The sequence below is a fragment of the Arthrobacter sp. AOP36-A1-22 genome, from assembly GCF_052377615.1.
Taxonomy (GTDB): Bacteria; Actinomycetota; Actinomycetes; order Actinomycetales; family Micrococcaceae; genus Arthrobacter_H.
This window is the reverse complement of the sequence record NZ_JBQSWX010000007.1, coordinates 105,483-123,980: the sequence shown is the minus strand read 5'-3', so window position 1 is coordinate 123,980 and position 18,498 is coordinate 105,483. Positions and strand designations below refer to the sequence as shown.

The window sequence follows — 18,498 nt, the reverse complement described above, 5'->3', positions numbered from 1 at the left end:
CTCTACGGGTAACGTCTAGACCATGAGCACTGATCCGCGTGTTGCACTGCAGGCACTGGTTGCCTCGTTCGAAGAACATCTCTCCGCCGTGTCCTCACGCCGGGGCGATGACGACCCCGCGGTGGAGAGCGCCGCCTACAGGATGATGGACGCCTTCGAGGAGTACGAGGACTCCCTCTACGACACCTATGGTGAAGTCACCCCGCTGGACGTCTACGACGACTCCGACGATGACGACCTCGACGACGATGACGACGATGGTCCCGACCTGGACGACTCCGACGACGAGGACGACGCCTCCGAGACGGACGACCGCCGCTGAACCGTCCCCTTCCATGCGGCACACCCCACATAAGTGGGCCCGGGCCCTGCCGGGTGAAGTAGTGTTTCACGCGTGAATTGGTTTGAAGCGGCCTTTTTGGGCCTGATCCAGGGACTGACCGAGTTCCTCCCCATCTCCTCCAGCGCCCACCTGCGCATCGTGGGGGAGTTCCTGCCCAATGCAGCGGATCCGGGGGCCGCGTTCACCGCGATCACCCAACTCGGCACGGAAACCGCCGTCGTCATGTTCTTCTGGCGTGACATCGTGCGGATCATCCGGGCCTGGTTCCGGGCCATCACCGGCAAGATCCCGCATAGCGACCCCGACGCACGGATGGGCTGGCTCATCATCGTCGGTTCACTGCCGATCGGCGTGCTGGGGCTGCTCTTCCAGGACGATATCGAGACGACCTTCAGATCCTTGTGGCTCGTGGCCACGATGCTCGTGGTCTTCGGCGTCTTCCTGGCCATCGCCGACTATTACGGCAAACAGAAGCGCGAGCTGAAGGAATTGACCGTCAAGCACGGCATCCTCTTCGGCCTGGCCCAGGCGCTGGCCCTGATCCCGGGGGTCTCCCGCTCGGGAGGCACCATCACCGGTGGTCTGCTCATGGGCTACTCCCGCGAGGCGGCCGCCCGCTACTCCTTCCTGCTGGCCATCCCGGCGGTCTTCGCCTCCGGGCTGTTCCAGGCATTCAAGAGCTTCGGTGAGCCGAGCGTCTATTCCGGGGCGGAAACCATCCTCGCCACCGTCATTGCCTTCGCCGTCGGTTTCGTGATCATCGGGTGGTTCCTGAGATACGTTTCCACCCACAGCTACAGTGTCTTCGTGTGGTACCGGATCGCTTTGGGTCTGGTGCTGTTCCTCCTCCTGGGTTTCAACGTCATCAGCGCCTGATTCCCCCTTCCATACCCCGCTTTCGAAAGGCCGATCCTTCGTGCACGCATGGCCCGCGCCCAGCATTCCCACCCTCCCTGGAACCCCTCCGCCGTTGCGGATCTTCGACTCCTCACGGGGAGAGGTCCTCACCCCGGCCACGGAGCAGCAGGCGGGCATGTACGTCTGCGGGATCACTCCGTACGACGCCACCCACATGGGCCATGCCGCCACCTATGTCGCCTTCGACCTGCTCTACCGTTTCTGGCGCGACGCCGGACTGGACGTGACCTACGTGCAGAACGTCACCGACGTCGATGACCCGCTGCTCGAACGGGCCACCGAAACCGGCGTCGATTGGAAGGACCTGGCCGAAGGACAGACCGATTTGTTCCGCGGGGACATGGAATCGCTGAACGTGATCCCGCCCGAGCACTACATCGGCGCCGTCGAGTCCGTGTCCTGGATCGTCCCGGTGGTGGAGAACCTCCTCGAGGCGGGATTGGCCTACCGGGTGCCCGGCCCCGGGGACGAGCCCGACGGCGACGTCTACTTCGACTCCGACGCGGCCGCCTCCGAGGTCTGGCGCCTGGGTTCGGTGAGCGGTTACGACCAGGAGACCATGGCCACGTTCTTCGCCGAACGCGGCGGGGACCCCGAGCGGGCGGGAAAGAAGAACACGCTGGACCCGCTGCTATGGAGGCTGCGCCGACCCGGCGAACCCTTCTGGGACGGAGCGGGCCTGGGTGAAGGCCGCCCGGGGTGGCATATCGAATGCTCGGTGATCGCCCGGCGTTTCCTGCCCGCCCCCTTCACCGTCCAGGGGGGAGGAAGCGACCTGATCTTCCCGCACCACGAATTCTCCGCGGGCCACGCCACGGCGGGCGACGGGAAGCCGCTGGCCGAGCATTACGTCCACACCGGGATGGTGGGCCTGGACGGCGAAAAGATGAGCAAGTCACTGGGCAACCTCGTGTTGGTGTCGAAGCTGCGGGCCGCGGGGGAGGACCCCATGGCCGTTCGCGCCGTCCTGGTGGGCCAGCACTACCGCACCGATTGGGAATGGACCGATGAACTGCTGAGCCAGGCCAAGGACCGCTTGGCCGCCTGGCGCTCCCGGGCTGCCGGGACGACGCCGGAACGGGCCGAAGCACTCGTGGCACAACTGCGCACGCATCTGGCCGACGACCTGGATTCCCCCTCGGCACTGGCGGCCCTCGACGAATGGGCCGCCGAAGCACCCGGCAATGATCCCACCGCCCAGGGAGCCACCACGGTCCTGGCCGCACTGGATGCCCTGCTGGGGCTGAAACTGGCGTAGCGGCGCCCCCGCGCCCCGGGGCTCACCTCCGGGGACGGAGGGACGAAGTCAGCGGGGCGCGCCGGTGCAAGGAAATGATCGGGCCCAGCGCCGTGGAGACCGTCATGAAACGTGCCGCCAGGTCCCGCAGACTACAGAACGCCCGCCCGGTGGCGAACATCAGTTTCGCGAGCCGGCGGGAATTCTCGTGGGCGGCCAGTACCCGCGGGCGTTGGGCCTGCTCATAGTCCAGCAAGGCGCGGGCCACGCCGGTGGCCGGGACCCCGGCCAGATGGGTATCGAGCACCGCCGCCGATTCGATGGCCATCGCGGCGCCGACCCCTGCGGTCGGCAGGAAGCCGGCGGCCGCATCCCCCAAGAGGATGACCCGCCCCAGCGCCCAGCGGGGGCTGCGCGCATCAGCGAGCTTCCAGAGAAAAGGCGAATCGGCCGATTCGATGGCGACCAGGGCGTCCGCCGTCGGACGGTCCAGCTCGGCGATCCGGGTCCGGAGATGGTCGACGAAGGCGGCCGGACCGGCGTCGGTCCGACCGCGGGGCCCGCCGACGAAGACACCCACCCGGTGACGGACCGGATAACGTCCGATGAAAAACCCGCGGCCCCAGGTTTCGGCATAGAGGTCGTTGCTGGTGGTGTCCGTCCCGGCGTCGGACCAGGCGACCCAACCACCCCACCCCGTATCGAACCTCTCGACGTCGGCGGGATCCACCACCAGCGCCCGGGTGGTCGAGTTCATCCCGTCCGCGGCAATGACGAGATCGAAGCGGGCCACCACCGGGCCGTCGGGGGTCTGGATCCTCGCGGTGGCCCCGGCGGCATCCTGGACCAACGCAGCCACCGACGCCCCCAGGGTGGCCGGCAGTCCGGGGCCGGCCATCGCCTCGATCAGCTCCCCGCGCCCGATGCCGCCGTACCTGCCGTAGCGGGCGAACACCCCGTCGAAGGAGTAGGTGCGGATCACCCGGCCCCGGCTGGAGCGCAATTGGTAGCGATGCATCGCCACGCTCTGCCGGAGGTAACGGTCCCTGGCCCCCAGCCGGCGCAACGGTGCTTCGACCAGCGGCATCAGCCCCAGCATGTAGCCCTCGTCCGCACCGCGGGGGGATCGTTCCAGTACTACGGGATGCAGCCCGCGACGCCGCAGCAGTCCTGCCACGCAGACGCCGGCGACCCCGGCCCCCACCACGAGTACGCGCAACCGGTCCCGGGCCGCGGCCTCGAGCTGCCCGGTGAGCGGGGTGTCCTCCACCATGGTTCCGTGCCTTTCCCCGGCCTGTTCCGGACGCTGCGGTGGGGCTAGCCTTCGGTTCCGCCGTCGCGCCGTTTCAGATAGCGCTCGAATTCGCGGGCGATCGACTCTCCGCTGGCCTCGGGCAGCTTGGTGGCGTCCTGGGTCTCCTCCAGCTGCTGGACATAGGCGGCGACCTCGGGATCCTCCTCGGAGAGTTCGTTGACCCCGCGTTGCCAGGCCTCGGCCTCCTCGGTGAGCAGCGTCAGATCGAAGGGCGTGTGCAGGACCGCCTCCAGCTGGGTCAACAACGCCAGGGTCGCCTTCGGGGAGGGTGAATGGCCCACATAGTGGGGGACCGCGGCCCAGATCGACAGGGTCGGCAGGCCCGCCGAGTCGGCGGTCTCCGCCAGGACGCCCAGGATCCCGGTGGGTCCCTCATAGGTGGTGCGGTCCGCGCCGAGAAGCGCCCGCAGATGCCCGTCCTCACTGGTGATGCTGGCCGGCAGCGGGCGGGTGTGCGGGACATCGGCCAACAAGGCCCCCACCAGGACCACGGCCTTCACGTTCTGCAGTTCGGCCTGGGTGAGCAGTTCCGCAGTGAAGGCCTGCCAGCGGTAGGTCGGCTCCGCCCCGCGCACCAGCAACAGGTCCACGCCGGTATCGGGGATCTCGGCCCGGAACATCCGGGTGCTGGGCCAGCGGATCGTGCGCTTGCCTGCGGCATTGCGCCGGACCGACGGACGCGAATACTGGTAATCGTAATAATCGTCTTCCGAGAGTTCGGCGACCTTCTTGGCCTCGAAGTGCCGGGCGAGGAATCGCAGGGAATCACTGGCGGCCTCGCCGGCGTCGTTCCAGCCACCGAAGGCGACCACCATGATGGTGGGCCGTCGGCCGCTTCCCGGAGGCGCCTCGGCCGCAATCAGCTCGGTGAGCGAGCCCTGCGAATCATTATTCTCAGCCACGCTCTCACCCTAACGCGAACGGTGGCCGTGGCAACGTGCCCGCCCACGTAGAATCGAGGCATGAGTGCCTTCCCCACCCACGCCCCACGGACCACGAACGTTTTTGATGCCCATGACGGGTTGCAAGCCGTACTCTGGGACATGGACGGGACCATCGTGGACACCGAGCCGTATTGGATCGCCGCCGAGAAGGAACTGGTCCACCGCCATGGCGGGACCTGGAGCGATGAAGAAGCCCAGGAACTGATCGGCCAGGCGCTGCCCACCAGCGCAGCGGTCCTGCGTGAGGCCGGCGTCGACCTCGAGATCCGCGAGATCATCGACGAGATGACCGCCAGTGTGGTCCGTGGTTTGCGCGAGCACATGGTCTTCCGTCCCGGCGCCCGCGAGCTGCTGGCCGATCTGCGCGCCCACGGGGTGCCGTGTGCCCTGGTCACCATGTCCGAGGGCCCGATGGCCCAGCTGGTCGCCGATTCCCTCCCGTCCGGGACCTTCGAATTCCTGATCACCGGGGACCAGGTCCCCGCCGGCAAACCGGATCCGGCGCCGTACCACCTGGCGATGGACCGGATGTCGGGGCAGGTCCCCTCGCTGCAGCGCCACCGGGTGGTGGCCATCGAGGACTCCGATCCCGGGGTCCGCTCGGCGGCGGCCAGTGGAACCCCCACCATCGCCGTTCCGCATTATTCGACCCTGCCCGCGACAGGCAACTGGACGGTCTGGCCGACACTCGCCGGTGTCACCGCCGGCGACCTGGACTCCTTCGTCGCCCCCGAAGGCGCCGCCGGATGAGCGGTTCCGCGCAGCAGTCGGGCCACCACGACACCCCGGTCCCCGGCCAGGAGAAGTCCCGCCGCCCCGGCATCCCGTTGGGACGCATCGGCGGCATCCCCGTTTATCTGGCCTGGTCCTGGTTCCTGATCGCCGGCTTCATCCTGTTGGTCTTCACCCCCGATGTGATGCGGATCCTGCCGGGAATCGGTCTGGGCGCCTACGCGGTGTCCTTCGGCTATGCGGTCCTGCTGGCCCTGTCGATCCTGATCCACGAGCTGGCCCATGCCCTCTGTGCCACTGCCTTCGGCTGGCCCAACGCCCATATCGTGCTCACCCTGTGGGGTGGACACACCCAGTTCGGTTCCTTCCATGCCACCCCCGGGAAGTCCCTGCTCGTGGCATTGGCCGGGCCGGCAGCGAACTTCCTGCTGGCGGGGTTGGGGTATCTGGCCATCGTGAACCTGGATCCGATCGGGGTCACCGGGCTGCTGCTGACCATCCTGGTGTGGGCGAACCTCCTGGTCGCGATCTTCAACATCCTGCCCGGGTTGCCGCTCGACGGCGGCCGACTGGTCGAATCCGCCGTCTGGGCGGGAACCGGTTCGCAGGAAAAGGGGACCGTGGCCGCCGGCTGGGCGGGACGGATCATCGTCATCGCCCTGGGCCTGTACTTCGTGGTGCTCCCGCTGTTCAACCGGGAACCGATCAACCTGCAAGTGACCATCATCGCGGTGCTGCTCTGCGGGTTCCTCTGGGTGGGGGCCAGCGGGGCCATCAACGATGCCCGCATGCGGTTGCGGCTGCCACGGATCGGGGCCGGGGAACTCATGGAGCCGGCCACCGCCCTGCCCGGCACCGCCGTCGTCACGGACATCGACCACCGGCTGGCCCGCTCCCCGGGGCATGTCCTGCTGTGTTCGGCCACCGGCCGGCCCGAAGCCGTCGTGGACCGCACCTCGCTGGCTGCCGTGCCCGGGACCTTGCGCTCCACCACTGCGGCGGGGACCGTGGCCCGGGCCCTGGCCCCCGGGGCCGTCGTGGCCGCCAGCCGGTCCGGGCGGGACCTGGTGACCTACCTGGCCAGCCTGGACGGCAGCGAATATGCCGTCGTCGACGGCAACGGCAGGATCGTGGGCCTGCTGCTCCAGCGGACCGTCGTCTCCGCCATCACCGGCAAGAAGTCCGGTTCATGAACCATCCAGCCAACGGAACGAGCCCCAGCATGAACGAAACCCCCCACCAGCCCGCCACCCCGCATGGCGCCGCTCACCGCCGCGGGCCCTTCGCCCCGGGGGACCGGGTCCAGCTCACCGATGAGAAACGGCGGATGAACACCCTGACGTTGACTCCCGGGGGCCAGTTCCACACCCACCGCGGGGTGTTGGACCACGATGCGTTGATCGGCCAGCCCGAAGGCATCGTGCTGGAGAATTCGGAGGGACGGCGCTACCAGGCGCTGCGCCCGCTGCTGAAGGACTTCGTGCTCTCCATGCCGCGGGGGGCCGCCGTCGTCTACCCCAAGGACGCCGCGCAGATCGTCACGATGGGCGACATCTACCCGGGCGCCCGCGTCCTGGAAGCCGGCGTCGGTTCCGGGGCCCTGTCGATCTCCCTGCTGCGGGCGGTGGGAGATGGCGGATACTTGCACAGCATCGAACGTCGTGCCGAATTCGCCGAGATCGCCCGTGGCAACGTGGAAACGATCTTCGGCGGTGAACATCCGGCCTGGAGGATCAGCCTCGGCGACTTCCAGGACCAGGCCACCGCCACCGAGGAACCCGGTTCCATCGACCGCGTCGTATTGGACATGCTGGCTCCCTGGGAATGCGTGGATTCCGTGGCCACCGTGCTGGCCCCCGGCGGGGTCTGGGTGAACTACGTCGCCACCGTCACCCAGCTTTCACGCACCGCCGAGGCCATCCGGGCCAATGGCCGGTTCACCGAACCCGAATCCTGGGAATCGATGGTCCGCGGCTGGCATCTGGACGGTTTGGCCGTGCGCCCCGACCACCGAATGGTCGCCCATACCGGGTTCCTGCTCACCGCCCGCCGGCTCGCCGACGGGGCCGCGGGGATCCCGGGGCAGAAACGCATGAAGAACACCGAATTCGCCGCCGAGGACGTCCAGGCCTGGACCAAGGAGCACGACGACGGGGCCTGGGATGCCACGGGACTGGGCGAACGCGGGGTCTCGGACAAGAAACTGCGTCGGGCCGCCAAGGACGCGAAATCGATGAAGCAGCGCGGGGCCTTCCGTGATGCCGACGGCAACGGCCTGGATCCCGCCGACTTCCCGAAGCCGACCCCCGGGGAGTGAACCCCGGCCTGGACGGCGACACTTGCGGTTAACATCGATGCCCTGACGGGCCGCGGGTGGCTACGATGAAGGGGACGGACCCCATCGGGGCAAGGCGCGACGAAGGGTGCTCATATGCCGGACAACACATCGACCCCAGCCTCCGGGGCGGCCGAGGGGGACGGGCGGCTGCAACGCCAACTCGAGATCGCCGAACGCCAGCTCAACGTCCTGCGCGACAAGTCACGGACCTTGGATCGCCAACTGGGGACGACGACGGCCAACAACGCCCGGCTGACCGCCATGCTCGAACGCACCCGGGAACAGATCGTCACGCTCAAATCGGCGTTGGATCGGGACGGGGACACCCCGTTCAGTTTCGGCACCATCGTGGGGATCAACGCCCGCAGCCATCCCGCAGCCGGAACCGCCATCTCCTCCACCGGGGTCCCGGGGGCGGACATCGTCCAGGGCGGCCGGAAGCTCCGGGTGGCGATCAGCCCGCTGCTGGACCTGGAGAGCCTGCAGCTGGGGCAGGAAGTGCTGCTGAACGAATCCTTGACCATCGTCGCCGGACTCGGCTTCGAAGCCTCCGGGGAACTGGTCTCCGTCAAGGAGGTCATGGAGGACGGGCGGGTCCTGGCCGTGGGCCGGGCCGACGACCAGAAGGTCATCCGGCTGGCCGGGCCGCTGCTGCGCGAAAAGGTCAGGGTGGGCGATTCACTGGCCATCGACCCGCGGACCGGGCTGGCCACCGAACGGGTGCAGCTCTCGGAGATGCAGTCGCTGGTCCTGGAAGAGGTCCCGAACATCTCCTACGCCGATATCGGCGGGCTGGGCCCGCAGATCGAACAGATCCGCGACGCCGTCGAACTGCCGTTCCTGCACCAGGATCTCTACCGCGAACACGGGCTGAAGGCCCCCAAGGGCATCCTGCTCTACGGCCCCCCGGGCTGCGGCAAGACGCTCATTGCCAAGGCGGTGGCCCATTCACTGGCCGAACGGACCGCCGAACTGCGCGGCGGGGAAAGCGCCCGCAGCTACTTCCTGAACATCAAGGGCCCCGAACTGCTCGATAAATATGTCGGCGAAACCGAACGACATATCCGGCTGATCTTCTCCCGTGCCCGGGAAAAGGCCGCCGGGGGCAACCCGGTGGTCGTGTTCTTCGACGAAATGGATTCGCTGTTCCGCACCCGCGGCACCGGGGTCTCCTCCGATGTCGAAACGACGGTCGTTCCCCAGCTGCTCAGCGAGATCGATGGCGTGGAGAAGCTCGACAACGTCATCATCATCGGCGCCTCCAACCGCGAGGACATGATCGACCCGGCCATCCTGCGGCCCGGACGGTTGGACGTGAAGATCAAGGTGCTGCGCCCCGACGCCGAGGGCTCCGCCGAGATCTTCGCCAAATACCTCACCACCGACCTGCCCCTGCACGCCGACGACCTGGCCGAACACGGGGGCAACGCCGAGGCCACCGTGCAGGGGATGATCCGCCAGACCGTGGAGGCCATGTACTCCACGGGCACGGAGAACGAGTTCCTGGAGGTCACCTACGCCAACGGCGAGACCGAGACGCTCTACTTCAAGGACTTCAACTCCGGGGCGGTGATCCGCAACGTAGTCGATCGGGCCAAGAAATCGGCCATCAAGGAACTGCTGACCTCCGGGGAGCGTGGATTGCGGATCGACCACCTGCTGCGCGGTGTCGCCGAAGAATTCCACGAACACGAGGACATGCCCAACACCACCAACCCCGACGACTGGGCGCGGATCTCGGGCAAGAAGGGCGAACGGATCACCTACATCCGCACCATCGTCGCCGATAAGAGCGGCTCCGGCGTCGGACGCAGCCTCGAGACGGAACCGGGGCAGGGATACTCCAATACGGGGCAGTACCTGTGAGTGTCCGGCGGGTCATCGGTCTGGAAACCGAATTCGGGGTGCTGGCCCCCAGCCAGCCCGGAGCGAACTCCACGATCCTGTCCGCGCAGGTCATCAACGCCTATGCCGCCACCGTGCGCCAGGGCTACGGGCAGCTGGCGGGGACGCGCTGGGACTATGCCGATGAGGCGCCGTTGGCCGACGCCCGGGGTTGGAACATGCCCCGGGCCGTGGCCGACGCCTCCCAGCTGACCGACACCCCGCGCGAACTCACGGCCGAGGAGATCGCCTTGGCCGGCGGGGACGTCAGGGCGGGGGAGACCCTGTATGCCGAGCAGGACACGGACGGTCATGTGCTGATGAACATGGTGCTGGGCAACGGGGCCCGGCTCTACGTGGATCATGCCCACCCCGAATACTCCTCACCCGAGACCACCGGACCCCATGACGCGGTCCTCCACGACCAGGCGGGGGACCGGGTCGCCCTGGCCGCCCAACGACGGATCGCCGAGTCCCCGGGCTTCGCCGAGGTCCTGCTGTACAAGAACAACACGGATAACAAGGGCGTGAGCTACGGGGCCCACGAGAACTACCTGATGCCGCGGTCCACCCCCTTCGACGACATCGCCGCAGGACTGATCCCGTTTTTCGCCACCCGGCAGGTCCTGTGCGGTTCCGGACGCGTGGGCCGGGGGATGACCGGGGCGGAATCCGGCTACCAGATCAGTCAACGCGCCGACTTCTTCGAAGCCGAGGTCGGACTGGAAACCACCATCAGGCGTCCCATCGTGAACACCCGCGACGAGCCTCATGCCACCTGGGAGAAGTACCGGCGGCTGCACGTGATCGCCGGGGACGCGAACCTGGGCCAGGTCTCCACGCTGCTGCGGGTCGGGACCACCTCCCTGGTCCTCTCGCTCATCGAAGCCGGTACCGCGCCGCGGATCCAACTCCGTGAACCGGTGGCCGCCCTGCAGCAGATCAGCCACGACCCCACCTTGCAGACCGTCGTCGAACTCTCCGACGGCCGACGGGTCACCGCCCTGGAGATCCAACGGATCTACCTCGACGCGGCACGCGCCCACTGCCGGACCACCGGGGCCGAGGATGCCGCGACCACCGATGTGCTGACCCGCTGGCAGGACACCCTCGACACCCTGGGCCGGGACGTCTTCGCCGCGAAACGCACCGTGGACTGGGTTGCCAAACTGGATCTGATGAACCGCTACCGTGACCGGGATGGCCTGTCCTGGCAGGACCACCGGCTGGCGATGATGGACCTTCAATGGGCGGATCTGCGCCCCGAACGCGGTCTCTACCACCGGTTGGCCGGACGCGGGATGGTCGAGACGCTCTTCAGCGAGGAACAGATCGCCCGGGCCGTCGTCGAACCCCCGGAGGACACCCGCGCCTACTTCCGCGGCCGCTGCCTGAGCCAGTACCCGCAGGATGTGTTGGGGGCCAGCTGGGATGCGGTGATCTTCAGCATCCCCGGCCGCCCCGGCAGCCACCGGGTGGCGACCCCCGAACCGCTGCGCGGAACCAAGGAGCGGGTCGGGCGGCTCTTCGACGCGGGACTCGACGTGGGCCGGTTCGTCGACGAGCTGGCCCGCGGGCGGACCTGAACCGGGCAGGACCGCGGTCCCGCCGATCCACCAGCAGCCGGAACCACCAAGTGAGACGATAGACAGACCGGCGATTCGTCGCCCCGAGGAGAGGAGCAGACCATGGCACAGGAACAGCAGCGGCCGCAGCCGTCCACGCAGGAGCAGGAAGTCGAGGAGACCCCGGCCCCGGCCGCGGCGGCACCGGCCACGCAGGAGCAGACCCAAGGTGTGGACGACCTGCTGGAGGACATCGACGGCGTACTGGAACAAAATGCTGAGGAGTTCGTGCGTGGTTTCGTGCAAAAGGGCGGACAGTAGCCATGCAGATTCCCGAGGGGCCTTCCTTCGTCGAGCATCTGCGGCGCGAACGCCCTGACCTGCTGCCGGCGGCCGATACGGCCGGGGCCACTGAAGGGCTCCGGCATGCCACCACGATCGTCGCGCTGACCTATGACCAGGGGGTGGTCATGGCCGGTGACCGGAGGGCGACCATCGGCAACGTCATTGCCAGCAGGCATATGCAGAAGGTCTTCGCCACCGACCACTTCTCAACGGTCGGGATCGCCGGTTCGGCCGGCATAGGACTGGATCTGGTGAGGCTCTTCCAGGTCGAACTCGAGCATTACGAAAAGATCGAAGGGGCCCTGCTCAGCCTCGACGGCAAGGCCAACCGGTTGGCCGCCATGATCCGTTCGAACCTGGGCCGGGCCATGCAGGGCATGTCGGTGGTCCCGTTGTTCGCCGGCTACGACCCCCGCCAGCAACTGGGCAGGATCTTCTCCTACGACATCACCGGCGGACGTTTCGAGGAGATCGAACACCACAGCATCGGTTCGGGCTCGGTCTACGCCCGCGGGGCCCTGAAGAAGCTCTGGCGCCCCTCACTGGGCGCCACGGGCGCCATCCGGGTGGCCATGGAGGCCCTGTACGATGCGGCCGACGATGATTCGGCCACCGGGGGCCCGGATCTGGTCCGCCAACTCATGCCGATCCTCTACCGGGTCGACGCCGACGGCTCGGCACGGATCCCCGACGACGAGCTGGTCCGTCTCGCCCGGGAAATCGTCGCCGAACGCTCGGCCACAGCCAGGGAGGCCTGATGAGCGCGCAGTTCTACGTTTCACCCGAACAACTCATGAAGGACCGGGCGGATTTCGCCCGCAAGGGCATCGCCCGGGGCCGTTCGGTCATCGTGGCCAGCTGCCGGGACGGCATCGCCCTGATCGCCGAGAACCCCTCCAGGACGTTGCGCAAGATCGGGGAGATCTACGACAGGATCGGTTTTGCCGCCGTCGGCAAATACAACGAATTCGAATCCCTGCGCCAGGCAGGGGTCAGGTACGCGGACACCCGGGGCTACTCCTACGACCGGGAGGATGTCACCGGCCGCGGGTTGGCCAGCGTGTACGCCCAAAGCCTCGGCGCGGTCTTCACCGCCGAATCCAAACCCTTCGAAGTCGAACTGGCGATCGCCGAAGTAGGGGAGGAGCCCGCCTCGGATGAGTTGTACCGGGTGAATTTCGACGGTTCGATCTCCGACGAACCCGGACTGGTCGTCATGGGCGGTGACGCCCGGTCGTTGGCCGAGGCCATGGATGCCGCCTGGGCCGGCCGCGAACTGGCCACCGCCGGATTCGACGAGGTCATCCGGACCGCGGCCGCCGCCTTGCCCGAGGTCTCCGGGCCCGACGCCGTGGACCTGTTGGAGGTCGCCGTCCTCGAGCGCAGCCCGGTCGACCGGCCGCTGACCGGCAGGACCTTCACACGACGGGGCAAGGACGAGATCCTGCGCGCCCTGGCTGGAAAGGACGGTGCCTGAGATGGACCGCCGCATCTTTGGAATCGAAACCGAATACGGGATCGCCTACTCCGATCCCGGAGGACGACCGCTGACCCCCGAGGAAGTCGCCCGCTACCTCTTCAAGCCGGTGGTGGCCTGGGGGCGCAGTTCCAACGTCTTCCTGACCAACGGTTCCCGGCTCTATCTCGACGTCGGATCCCACCCCGAATACGCCACCGCCGAATGCGACGACGTCGCCCAACTGATCGCCCACGACCGGGCCGGGGAGTCGGTCCTCAACGATCTGGTGGCCAGCGCCGAGGAACTCATGAAGGCCGACGGGCTCCGGGGATCCATCTACCTGTTCAAGAACAACACCGACTCGGCCGGGAACTCCTACGGCTGCCACGAGAACTACCTGATCCCGCGCAAACTGGAATTCGCCCGACTGGCCGAGATCCTCATCCCGTTCCTGGTCACCCGCCAGCTCTTCGCCGGGGCCGGGAAGGTGCTGCCGGTGGACGGCGAACACCGTTTTGCCTTCTCCCAACGTGCGGACCACGTCTGGGAAGGCGTCTCCTCGGCGACCACCCGGTCCCGCCCGATCATCAACACCCGAGACGAACCGCATGCCGATGCCGAATATTATCGGCGCCTGCACGTGATCGTGGGGGATTCGAACATGTCCGAAACGACCCAGCTCGTGAAGATCGGCGCCACCGATCTGGTCCTGCGCATGATCGAGGCCGGCACGATCATGGAGGACCTGCGATTGGAGAACCCGATCCGCAGCATCCGCGATATCTCCCACGACCCCACCGGGCGGCACCGGGTGCGGTTGGCCAGCGGCCGCGAGCTGAGTGCCCTGGAACTCCAGGAGATCTTCCACGCCAAGGTGACCACGTTCATCGAACGCCACGGGGCCCATAACGAGCACGTGCCCCGGGTGATGGACCTGTGGCGCCGCGCCCTGGATGCGGTGGCCAGCGGGGACGCCTCGGGGATCGACACCGAAATCGACTGGGCCATCAAACAGCGGCTGATCCGGCAATACCAGGAAAAGCACTCCCTGGAACTCTCCTCCCCGCGGATCGCCCAACTGGATCTGACGTATCACGACATCGATCCGCACCGCGGGCTGTTTTCGCTGCTGCGCCGGAATGGGCGGGCGCAGGCGGTGGTCTCCGAAGCCGAGATCGCCGCCGCGACGACGACCCCACCCCAGACCACCCGAGCCAAACTACGCGGGGACTTCGTCCGGGCCGCCCAGGAAGCCGGCCGCGACTTCACCGTCGATTGGGTCCATCTCAAGCTCAACGACCATGCGGGCCAGACGGTCCTGTGCAAGGACCCCTTCGCCCAGGTCGACCCGCGGGTGGAGGAACTGACGGCCCTGATCCGGCCCCAAGACTGATTTTCCGGCGCGGCCTCAGGACATTCACAGGCGGGAACCTTAAGCTGGACGGGGCCCGGGCGGCGCTGTGGTGCCCCCGGGTCGATTGTTGACCATTGATGTACGACGACGAAAGTGGATTTTGTGCGCAAGCTGCTGGCACTGGTTCTCGGGGTCGCGCTGCTAGCGCTGACCGCCTGTGGAGCCGGAACCCCGAGGACCGTGGGCGCGGCCGAGCCGCTCTCCTCCATCAAACTCACGCCCGGGGAGGATGAGGACTCGGCGCCGAAGGTCGAGTTCGATACCCCCTTGGAAGCCACCGAGCCCGGGGCGAAGGTCCTCGAGGAGGGTGACGGGGCCAAGGTGGAGGAAGGCCAGGACGTCTCCTATAAGTTGGCCGGATACAACATGAAGGACGGCAGCGAGGTCGGCAACACGTTCAAGGAACCGGCCATGACCCTCAGCGTCAATGACGACTTGAAGGAACAGGACGAGCAGATCCACGAGATCCTCGTCGGGACCAAGGTCGGTTCCTGGGTTGCCTACGTCCATCCCAAGAACGCCGACGAATCCGATGACGACGGCGCCTCCGCCAACCCGAAGGATCCGTCCCAGATCGATCAGCTGCTGATCCTGAAGGTCGTGGACGCCAAGGACAAGATCAAGGTCGACTTCACGAAGGAGGACGGCGACGCGAAGAAGGACGCCGAACCCACCGCCGACATCGCCGAAGACGGCAGCGGCACCGTGAAGATCCCCGCCGGCAACGAACCGCCCGTCGACCTGAAGGTCACCACCTTGAAGGAAGGCGACGGCGACAAGGTCAAGAAGTCCGACACCATCACGGTGGACTATGCCGGGGCCCGCTGGGAAGACGGCGAACAGTTCGATTCCAGCTACGAGAAGGGCTCCCCGGCGACCTTCGGCCTGGATCAGGTCATCAAGGGGTGGACCGAAGGCCTCGAAGGGGTCAAGGAAGGCTCCACCGTCCTGCTGACGATCCCCAGCAAGCTCGCCTACGACGGCCAGGACGGCATGCCGCAAGGTACCCTCGTCTTCGTCGTCGACGTGAAGTCGATCGACAAGCCCGCGAAGTAGAAATCCCGGAACGGAAACAGGAGAAGGACGAATATGTCTTTTGGCAAACGCGAGTACGACCGCACCAAACCCGAAGTCGACTTCCCCACGGAAGGCGCACCCACCGAATTGCGTTCGGAGGACCTCATCGTCGGTGACGGCGCCGAGGCGACCGCCGGCGCCACGGTTTCGGCACACTACGTCGGGGTCGCCTGGTCCACGGGCGAGGAATTCGACGCCTCCTGGAACCGCGGCGAACCGCTGCAGTTCCGGGCCGGTACCGGACAGGTCATCCAGGGCTGGGACGAAGGCATCCTGGGCATGAAGGTCGGCGGACGCCGGCGCCTGGAAATCCCCTCGCATCTGGCCTATGGCGAACGCGGGGCAGGGGCCGCCATCGCCGGCGGCGAATCGTTGATCTTCGTGGTCGACCTGGTGGACGTGCGCTAGCAGTCCTCCCGCCACGACGGCGCCGTCCCCCCACCGGGGGGGGCGGCGCCGTCGTGCTTTCTAGTAACGTGGGTCCGGTGTCTGCCAAACGTAATGCGGGTGCGCCTTCGCGCACGGAAAAGCTCGTCAGCCTCACCTATGCCCTGATGTCCCGACGCCGGGGCTACACCCGGGCCGAGCTGCGGGGCATCGTGGATGACTACCAGGATTTGTCCGACGAGGCCTTCGAGCGCAAATTCGAACGTGATAAGAGCGATCTGCGCTCCCTCGGGGTCCCGCTGGAATCCCTGGTCGGGGACACCTACTACGGCAACGACCGCCAAGAGACCCACTACCGCGTCCGCCCCGAGGAATACCGGCTTCCCGCGGTGTCCTTCACCCCCGAGGAAGCCATGGCCCTGGGACTGGCGGCCCGGGTCTGGAAGGATCCGACGATCGCCTCCGCCGCGGACCGGGCCTTCAACCGGCTCTCCCCGGGCGCCGCCGGAAGCCCCGACTCCGCGGGCGCCTCCTTCGAGACCTTCGAACCGAGGCTCCATGCCGCGGACGCCGCCTTCCGCGATGTGCTCGGCGCCGTATGGGATCGAACCCCGATCCGTTTCAGCTACCGTGCGGCCTCCGGGCAGAGCGCCGTGCGCACCATCGAACCCTGGGGCATCGGCAACCGCTTCGGCCACTGGTACCTCGTGGGCCGCGACCGCGACCGGGACGGCCAACGCATCTTCCGGCTCTCGCGGATCTGTTCCGAGATCGCCCGTCGCCCGGGCACCGTCGAGCGACCCGAAGGATTCCGCATCGCAGAGGTCCTGGACGGGCTGGACCCCGACACGGCCCGCCAACGGGCGAGGGTGCGTCTGGCCCCGGGGCGGGGACTGGCCCTGCGGAGCCGGGCGGTCGACCCCGTCGACGGCACGGACCCGGGGCAGCCACCTGCCGGGCAGGACCCCGAGGACACCGCCGATACCGTGTGCCTGGACTACCAGGACGACGAGGCGCTCAGCGCCGAAATCGCCGAACTCGGTCCGGCAGCGGCGGTCCTGGGCCCCGAGGGCCTGCGCGACGCCGTCGGACGCCGCTTGCAGGGGGCCTGCGAAGCACAAAACGCCCCGGTGCCGGCCTACTCCTTCGGACAGGCACGCCCCGGGGGCCGGCCGTCCTCCTCCGACGTCGTGGCCCGGGCCCTGGACATCATCGCCTACGTGGTGCGCGAAGGCGCCCCGCTGCTCGAGGACACCGCCGCGCGGTTCGGATTGTCCCGGCGTCGGCTGATCGAGGACCTGACCATGATCCAGCTCTGCGGGGTCCCCAACGGCCTGCCCGATGAACTGATCGACGTCGACCTGGAGGGGGACCGGGTCTCCATCGTCAACGCGGAGGGCCTCGCGGCCCCGATCCGGCTGAACCTCCTGGAGGCCTTCTCGCTGCTGGTCGGATTGCAGACCCTCCTGGACCTGCCCGGGACCACGGACCGCAGCGCCGCGCGGTCGGCGCTGGAGAAGCTGCGCGGGGCCGCGGGGGAATTCGCGGAAATCGACCGGATCGCCTCCGCGCGGTTGGCAGCCACCGAGTCCTCCGCCGTCCGCGAGACGGTGAGCGCCGCCGTGGCCTCCGACGAGGTGCTCCAGCTGCGCTACCACCAACCCAGCCGCGACGAGATCAGCGACCGGGAGATCGAGCCGATCCGCCTCCTGGAGGACGGTGGCCGGACCTATGTCCAGGCGTGGTGCCGCAGCTCCCGGGCCAGACGGAACTTCCGGCTGGATCGGATCCTCTCCGCACGGGCCACCGGTGAGAGGTTCGTCCGCGAGGCCGAACGACACACCGTGGCGGAGGGCACGCTCTACACTCCGGCCCCGGAGGACATCGCCGTCGAACTCGGATTCGCCCCCCGGCTGCACCGGCTCGTCGAGGAATTCGCCCCGTACCAGAGCGCGAAGGCCAAGGACGGGACCCTGATCGCCGAGGTCGGTGTCCCGGCGCCGGAATTGCTGCCCGGGCTGGTGGCCCGGCACGGCGGAGGCCTGCGGGTCATCGCCCCCGACACCGCCGCCGACACCACGCGCCGCTGGTTGGACGCGGCCCTGGCCGCCCACGAAAACCGTCGCCCCCACCCCCTGACCAAGGAGAACGCATGATGCCCTGGTGGTTCTGGATCCTGCTCTGGGCCGTGCTGGCCCTGGCCACCCTCGTGTTCCTGGGCCTGTGCGCACTGCACCTGTACCGCAAGTTCATGGTCATGTTCGATGAAGTGACCACGGCCGGGGACGCCCTGTCCCTGCCGCCGGGGGAAGCATTGGAAGAGGACCTCGGGGGCCGGCCGCGGCCGCCGGCGGGTACCGCGGTGTTGTTCAGGTCCCGCGACGCGGCCCGGCGGGAATATGACGCCGGGAAACAGGCCCGCCGCACCGCCCGCCGCGAGCGCAGGATCGCCGGAAAACATCGGCGGGGACAGGCCCAACGCGTAGGCGACCTGTACCGGCGTGACGTAGACTGAGAGCCAGACGAAAGGAAGTTCCACC

18 protein-coding genes are annotated in these 18,498 nt (G+C 67.8%); 16 read left to right on the top strand and 2 right to left on the bottom strand.

The features are described from left to right. Positions 1 to 22 precede the first annotated feature (22 nt). The 3 genes from ACT3S2_RS06480 to mshC all read left to right on the top strand — a co-directional run bounded on the left by ACT3S2_RS06480 (position 23) and on the right by mshC (position 2,519). On the top strand, positions 23 to 322 hold the full coding sequence (locus ACT3S2_RS06480; RefSeq protein ID WP_444561421.1) for a hypothetical protein: 300 nt from the start codon (positions 23 to 25) through the stop codon (positions 320 to 322). A gap of 72 nt (positions 323 to 394) precedes the next feature. After that, entirely contained in the window at positions 395 to 1,219 is an 825-nt protein-coding gene (locus tag ACT3S2_RS06475; protein ID WP_444561420.1) for an undecaprenyl-diphosphate phosphatase, read from the top strand. A 40-nt stretch (positions 1,220 to 1,259) separates the two neighbouring features. Then, positions 1,260 to 2,519 (top strand): cysteine--1-D-myo-inosityl 2-amino-2-deoxy-alpha-D-glucopyranoside ligase, encoded by a 1,260-nt coding sequence (gene mshC, locus ACT3S2_RS06470; RefSeq protein ID WP_444561419.1) that lies wholly within the window; start codon positions 1,260 to 1,262, stop codon positions 2,517 to 2,519. A gap of 22 nt (positions 2,520 to 2,541) precedes the next feature. Here mshC and ACT3S2_RS06465 read toward each other — a convergent pair whose 3' ends face one another. Then, the gene (locus ACT3S2_RS06465) at positions 2,542 to 3,771 is read right to left on the bottom strand and encodes an FAD-dependent oxidoreductase (protein ID WP_444561418.1); all 1,230 of its coding nucleotides are present in this window, start codon (positions 3,769 to 3,771) and stop codon (positions 2,542 to 2,544) included. Positions 3,772 to 3,815: 44 nt separating this feature from the next. After that, positions 3,816 to 4,715: a PAC2 family protein gene (locus ACT3S2_RS06460; protein ID WP_444561417.1), complete on the bottom strand. Its 900-nt coding sequence runs from the start codon at positions 4,713 to 4,715 to the stop codon at positions 3,816 to 3,818. 60 nt (positions 4,716 to 4,775) lie between these two features. On the opposite strand from ACT3S2_RS06460, the gene ACT3S2_RS06455 reads away from it, so the two are divergent. The 13 genes from ACT3S2_RS06455 to ACT3S2_RS06395 all read left to right on the top strand — a co-directional run bounded on the left by ACT3S2_RS06455 (position 4,776) and on the right by ACT3S2_RS06395 (position 18,473). After that, positions 4,776 to 5,507, top strand: coding sequence for an HAD family hydrolase (locus ACT3S2_RS06455; protein ID WP_444561416.1), 732 nt, complete (start codon positions 4,776 to 4,778; stop codon positions 5,505 to 5,507). After that, on the top strand, positions 5,504 to 6,682 hold the full coding sequence (locus ACT3S2_RS06450; RefSeq protein WP_444561415.1) for a site-2 protease family protein: 1,179 nt from the start codon (positions 5,504 to 5,506) through the stop codon (positions 6,680 to 6,682). Before ACT3S2_RS06455 ends, ACT3S2_RS06450 begins: the two co-directional genes overlap by 4 nt. A gap of 29 nt (positions 6,683 to 6,711) precedes the next feature. Continuing rightward, positions 6,712 to 7,806 carry a tRNA (adenine-N1)-methyltransferase gene (locus tag ACT3S2_RS06445; protein ID WP_444561414.1) on the top strand — a complete coding sequence of 365 codons (1,095 nt, stop codon included), beginning with the start codon at positions 6,712 to 6,714 and terminating at the stop codon, positions 7,804 to 7,806. A gap of 114 nt (positions 7,807 to 7,920) precedes the next feature. Next, positions 7,921 to 9,693, top strand: coding sequence for a proteasome ATPase (gene arc, locus ACT3S2_RS06440; protein ID WP_444561413.1), 1,773 nt, complete (start codon positions 7,921 to 7,923; stop codon positions 9,691 to 9,693). Then, entirely contained in the window at positions 9,690 to 11,297 is a 1,608-nt protein-coding gene (gene dop / locus ACT3S2_RS06435) for a depupylase/deamidase Dop (protein ID WP_444561412.1), read from the top strand. The genes arc and dop overlap by 4 nt, the downstream gene beginning before the upstream one ends. Positions 11,298 to 11,399: 102 nt before the next feature. Continuing rightward, entirely contained in the window at positions 11,400 to 11,597 is a 198-nt protein-coding gene (locus ACT3S2_RS06430) for a ubiquitin-like protein Pup (RefSeq protein WP_444561411.1), read from the top strand. A 2-nt stretch (positions 11,598 to 11,599) separates the two neighbouring features. Beyond that, on the top strand, positions 11,600 to 12,379 hold the full coding sequence (gene prcB / locus ACT3S2_RS06425) for a proteasome subunit beta (RefSeq protein WP_444561410.1): 780 nt from the start codon (positions 11,600 to 11,602) through the stop codon (positions 12,377 to 12,379). Beyond that, positions 12,379 to 13,098: a proteasome subunit alpha gene (gene prcA, locus ACT3S2_RS06420; RefSeq protein WP_444561409.1), complete on the top strand. Its 720-nt coding sequence runs from the start codon at positions 12,379 to 12,381 to the stop codon at positions 13,096 to 13,098. The genes prcB and prcA overlap by 1 nt, the downstream gene beginning before the upstream one ends. Position 13,099: 1 nt before the next feature. Next, on the top strand, positions 13,100 to 14,473 hold the full coding sequence (pafA, locus tag ACT3S2_RS06415; RefSeq protein ID WP_444561408.1) for a Pup--protein ligase: 1,374 nt from the start codon (positions 13,100 to 13,102) through the stop codon (positions 14,471 to 14,473). 114 nt (positions 14,474 to 14,587) lie between these two features. Continuing rightward, positions 14,588 to 15,550 (top strand): FKBP-type peptidyl-prolyl cis-trans isomerase, encoded by a 963-nt coding sequence (locus tag ACT3S2_RS06410; RefSeq protein WP_444561407.1) that lies wholly within the window; start codon positions 14,588 to 14,590, stop codon positions 15,548 to 15,550. Between the two features lie 33 nt (positions 15,551 to 15,583). Continuing rightward, positions 15,584 to 15,979, top strand: coding sequence for an FKBP-type peptidyl-prolyl cis-trans isomerase (locus ACT3S2_RS06405; RefSeq protein ID WP_444561406.1), 396 nt, complete (start codon positions 15,584 to 15,586; stop codon positions 15,977 to 15,979). A gap of 77 nt (positions 15,980 to 16,056) precedes the next feature. Then, positions 16,057 to 18,114, top strand: coding sequence for a helix-turn-helix transcriptional regulator (locus tag ACT3S2_RS06400; protein ID WP_444561405.1), 2,058 nt, complete (start codon positions 16,057 to 16,059; stop codon positions 18,112 to 18,114). Further along, on the top strand, positions 18,111 to 18,473 hold the full coding sequence (locus tag ACT3S2_RS06395) for a hypothetical protein (protein WP_444561404.1): 363 nt from the start codon (positions 18,111 to 18,113) through the stop codon (positions 18,471 to 18,473). Before ACT3S2_RS06400 ends, ACT3S2_RS06395 begins: the two co-directional genes overlap by 4 nt. Positions 18,474 to 18,498 lie beyond the last annotated feature (25 nt).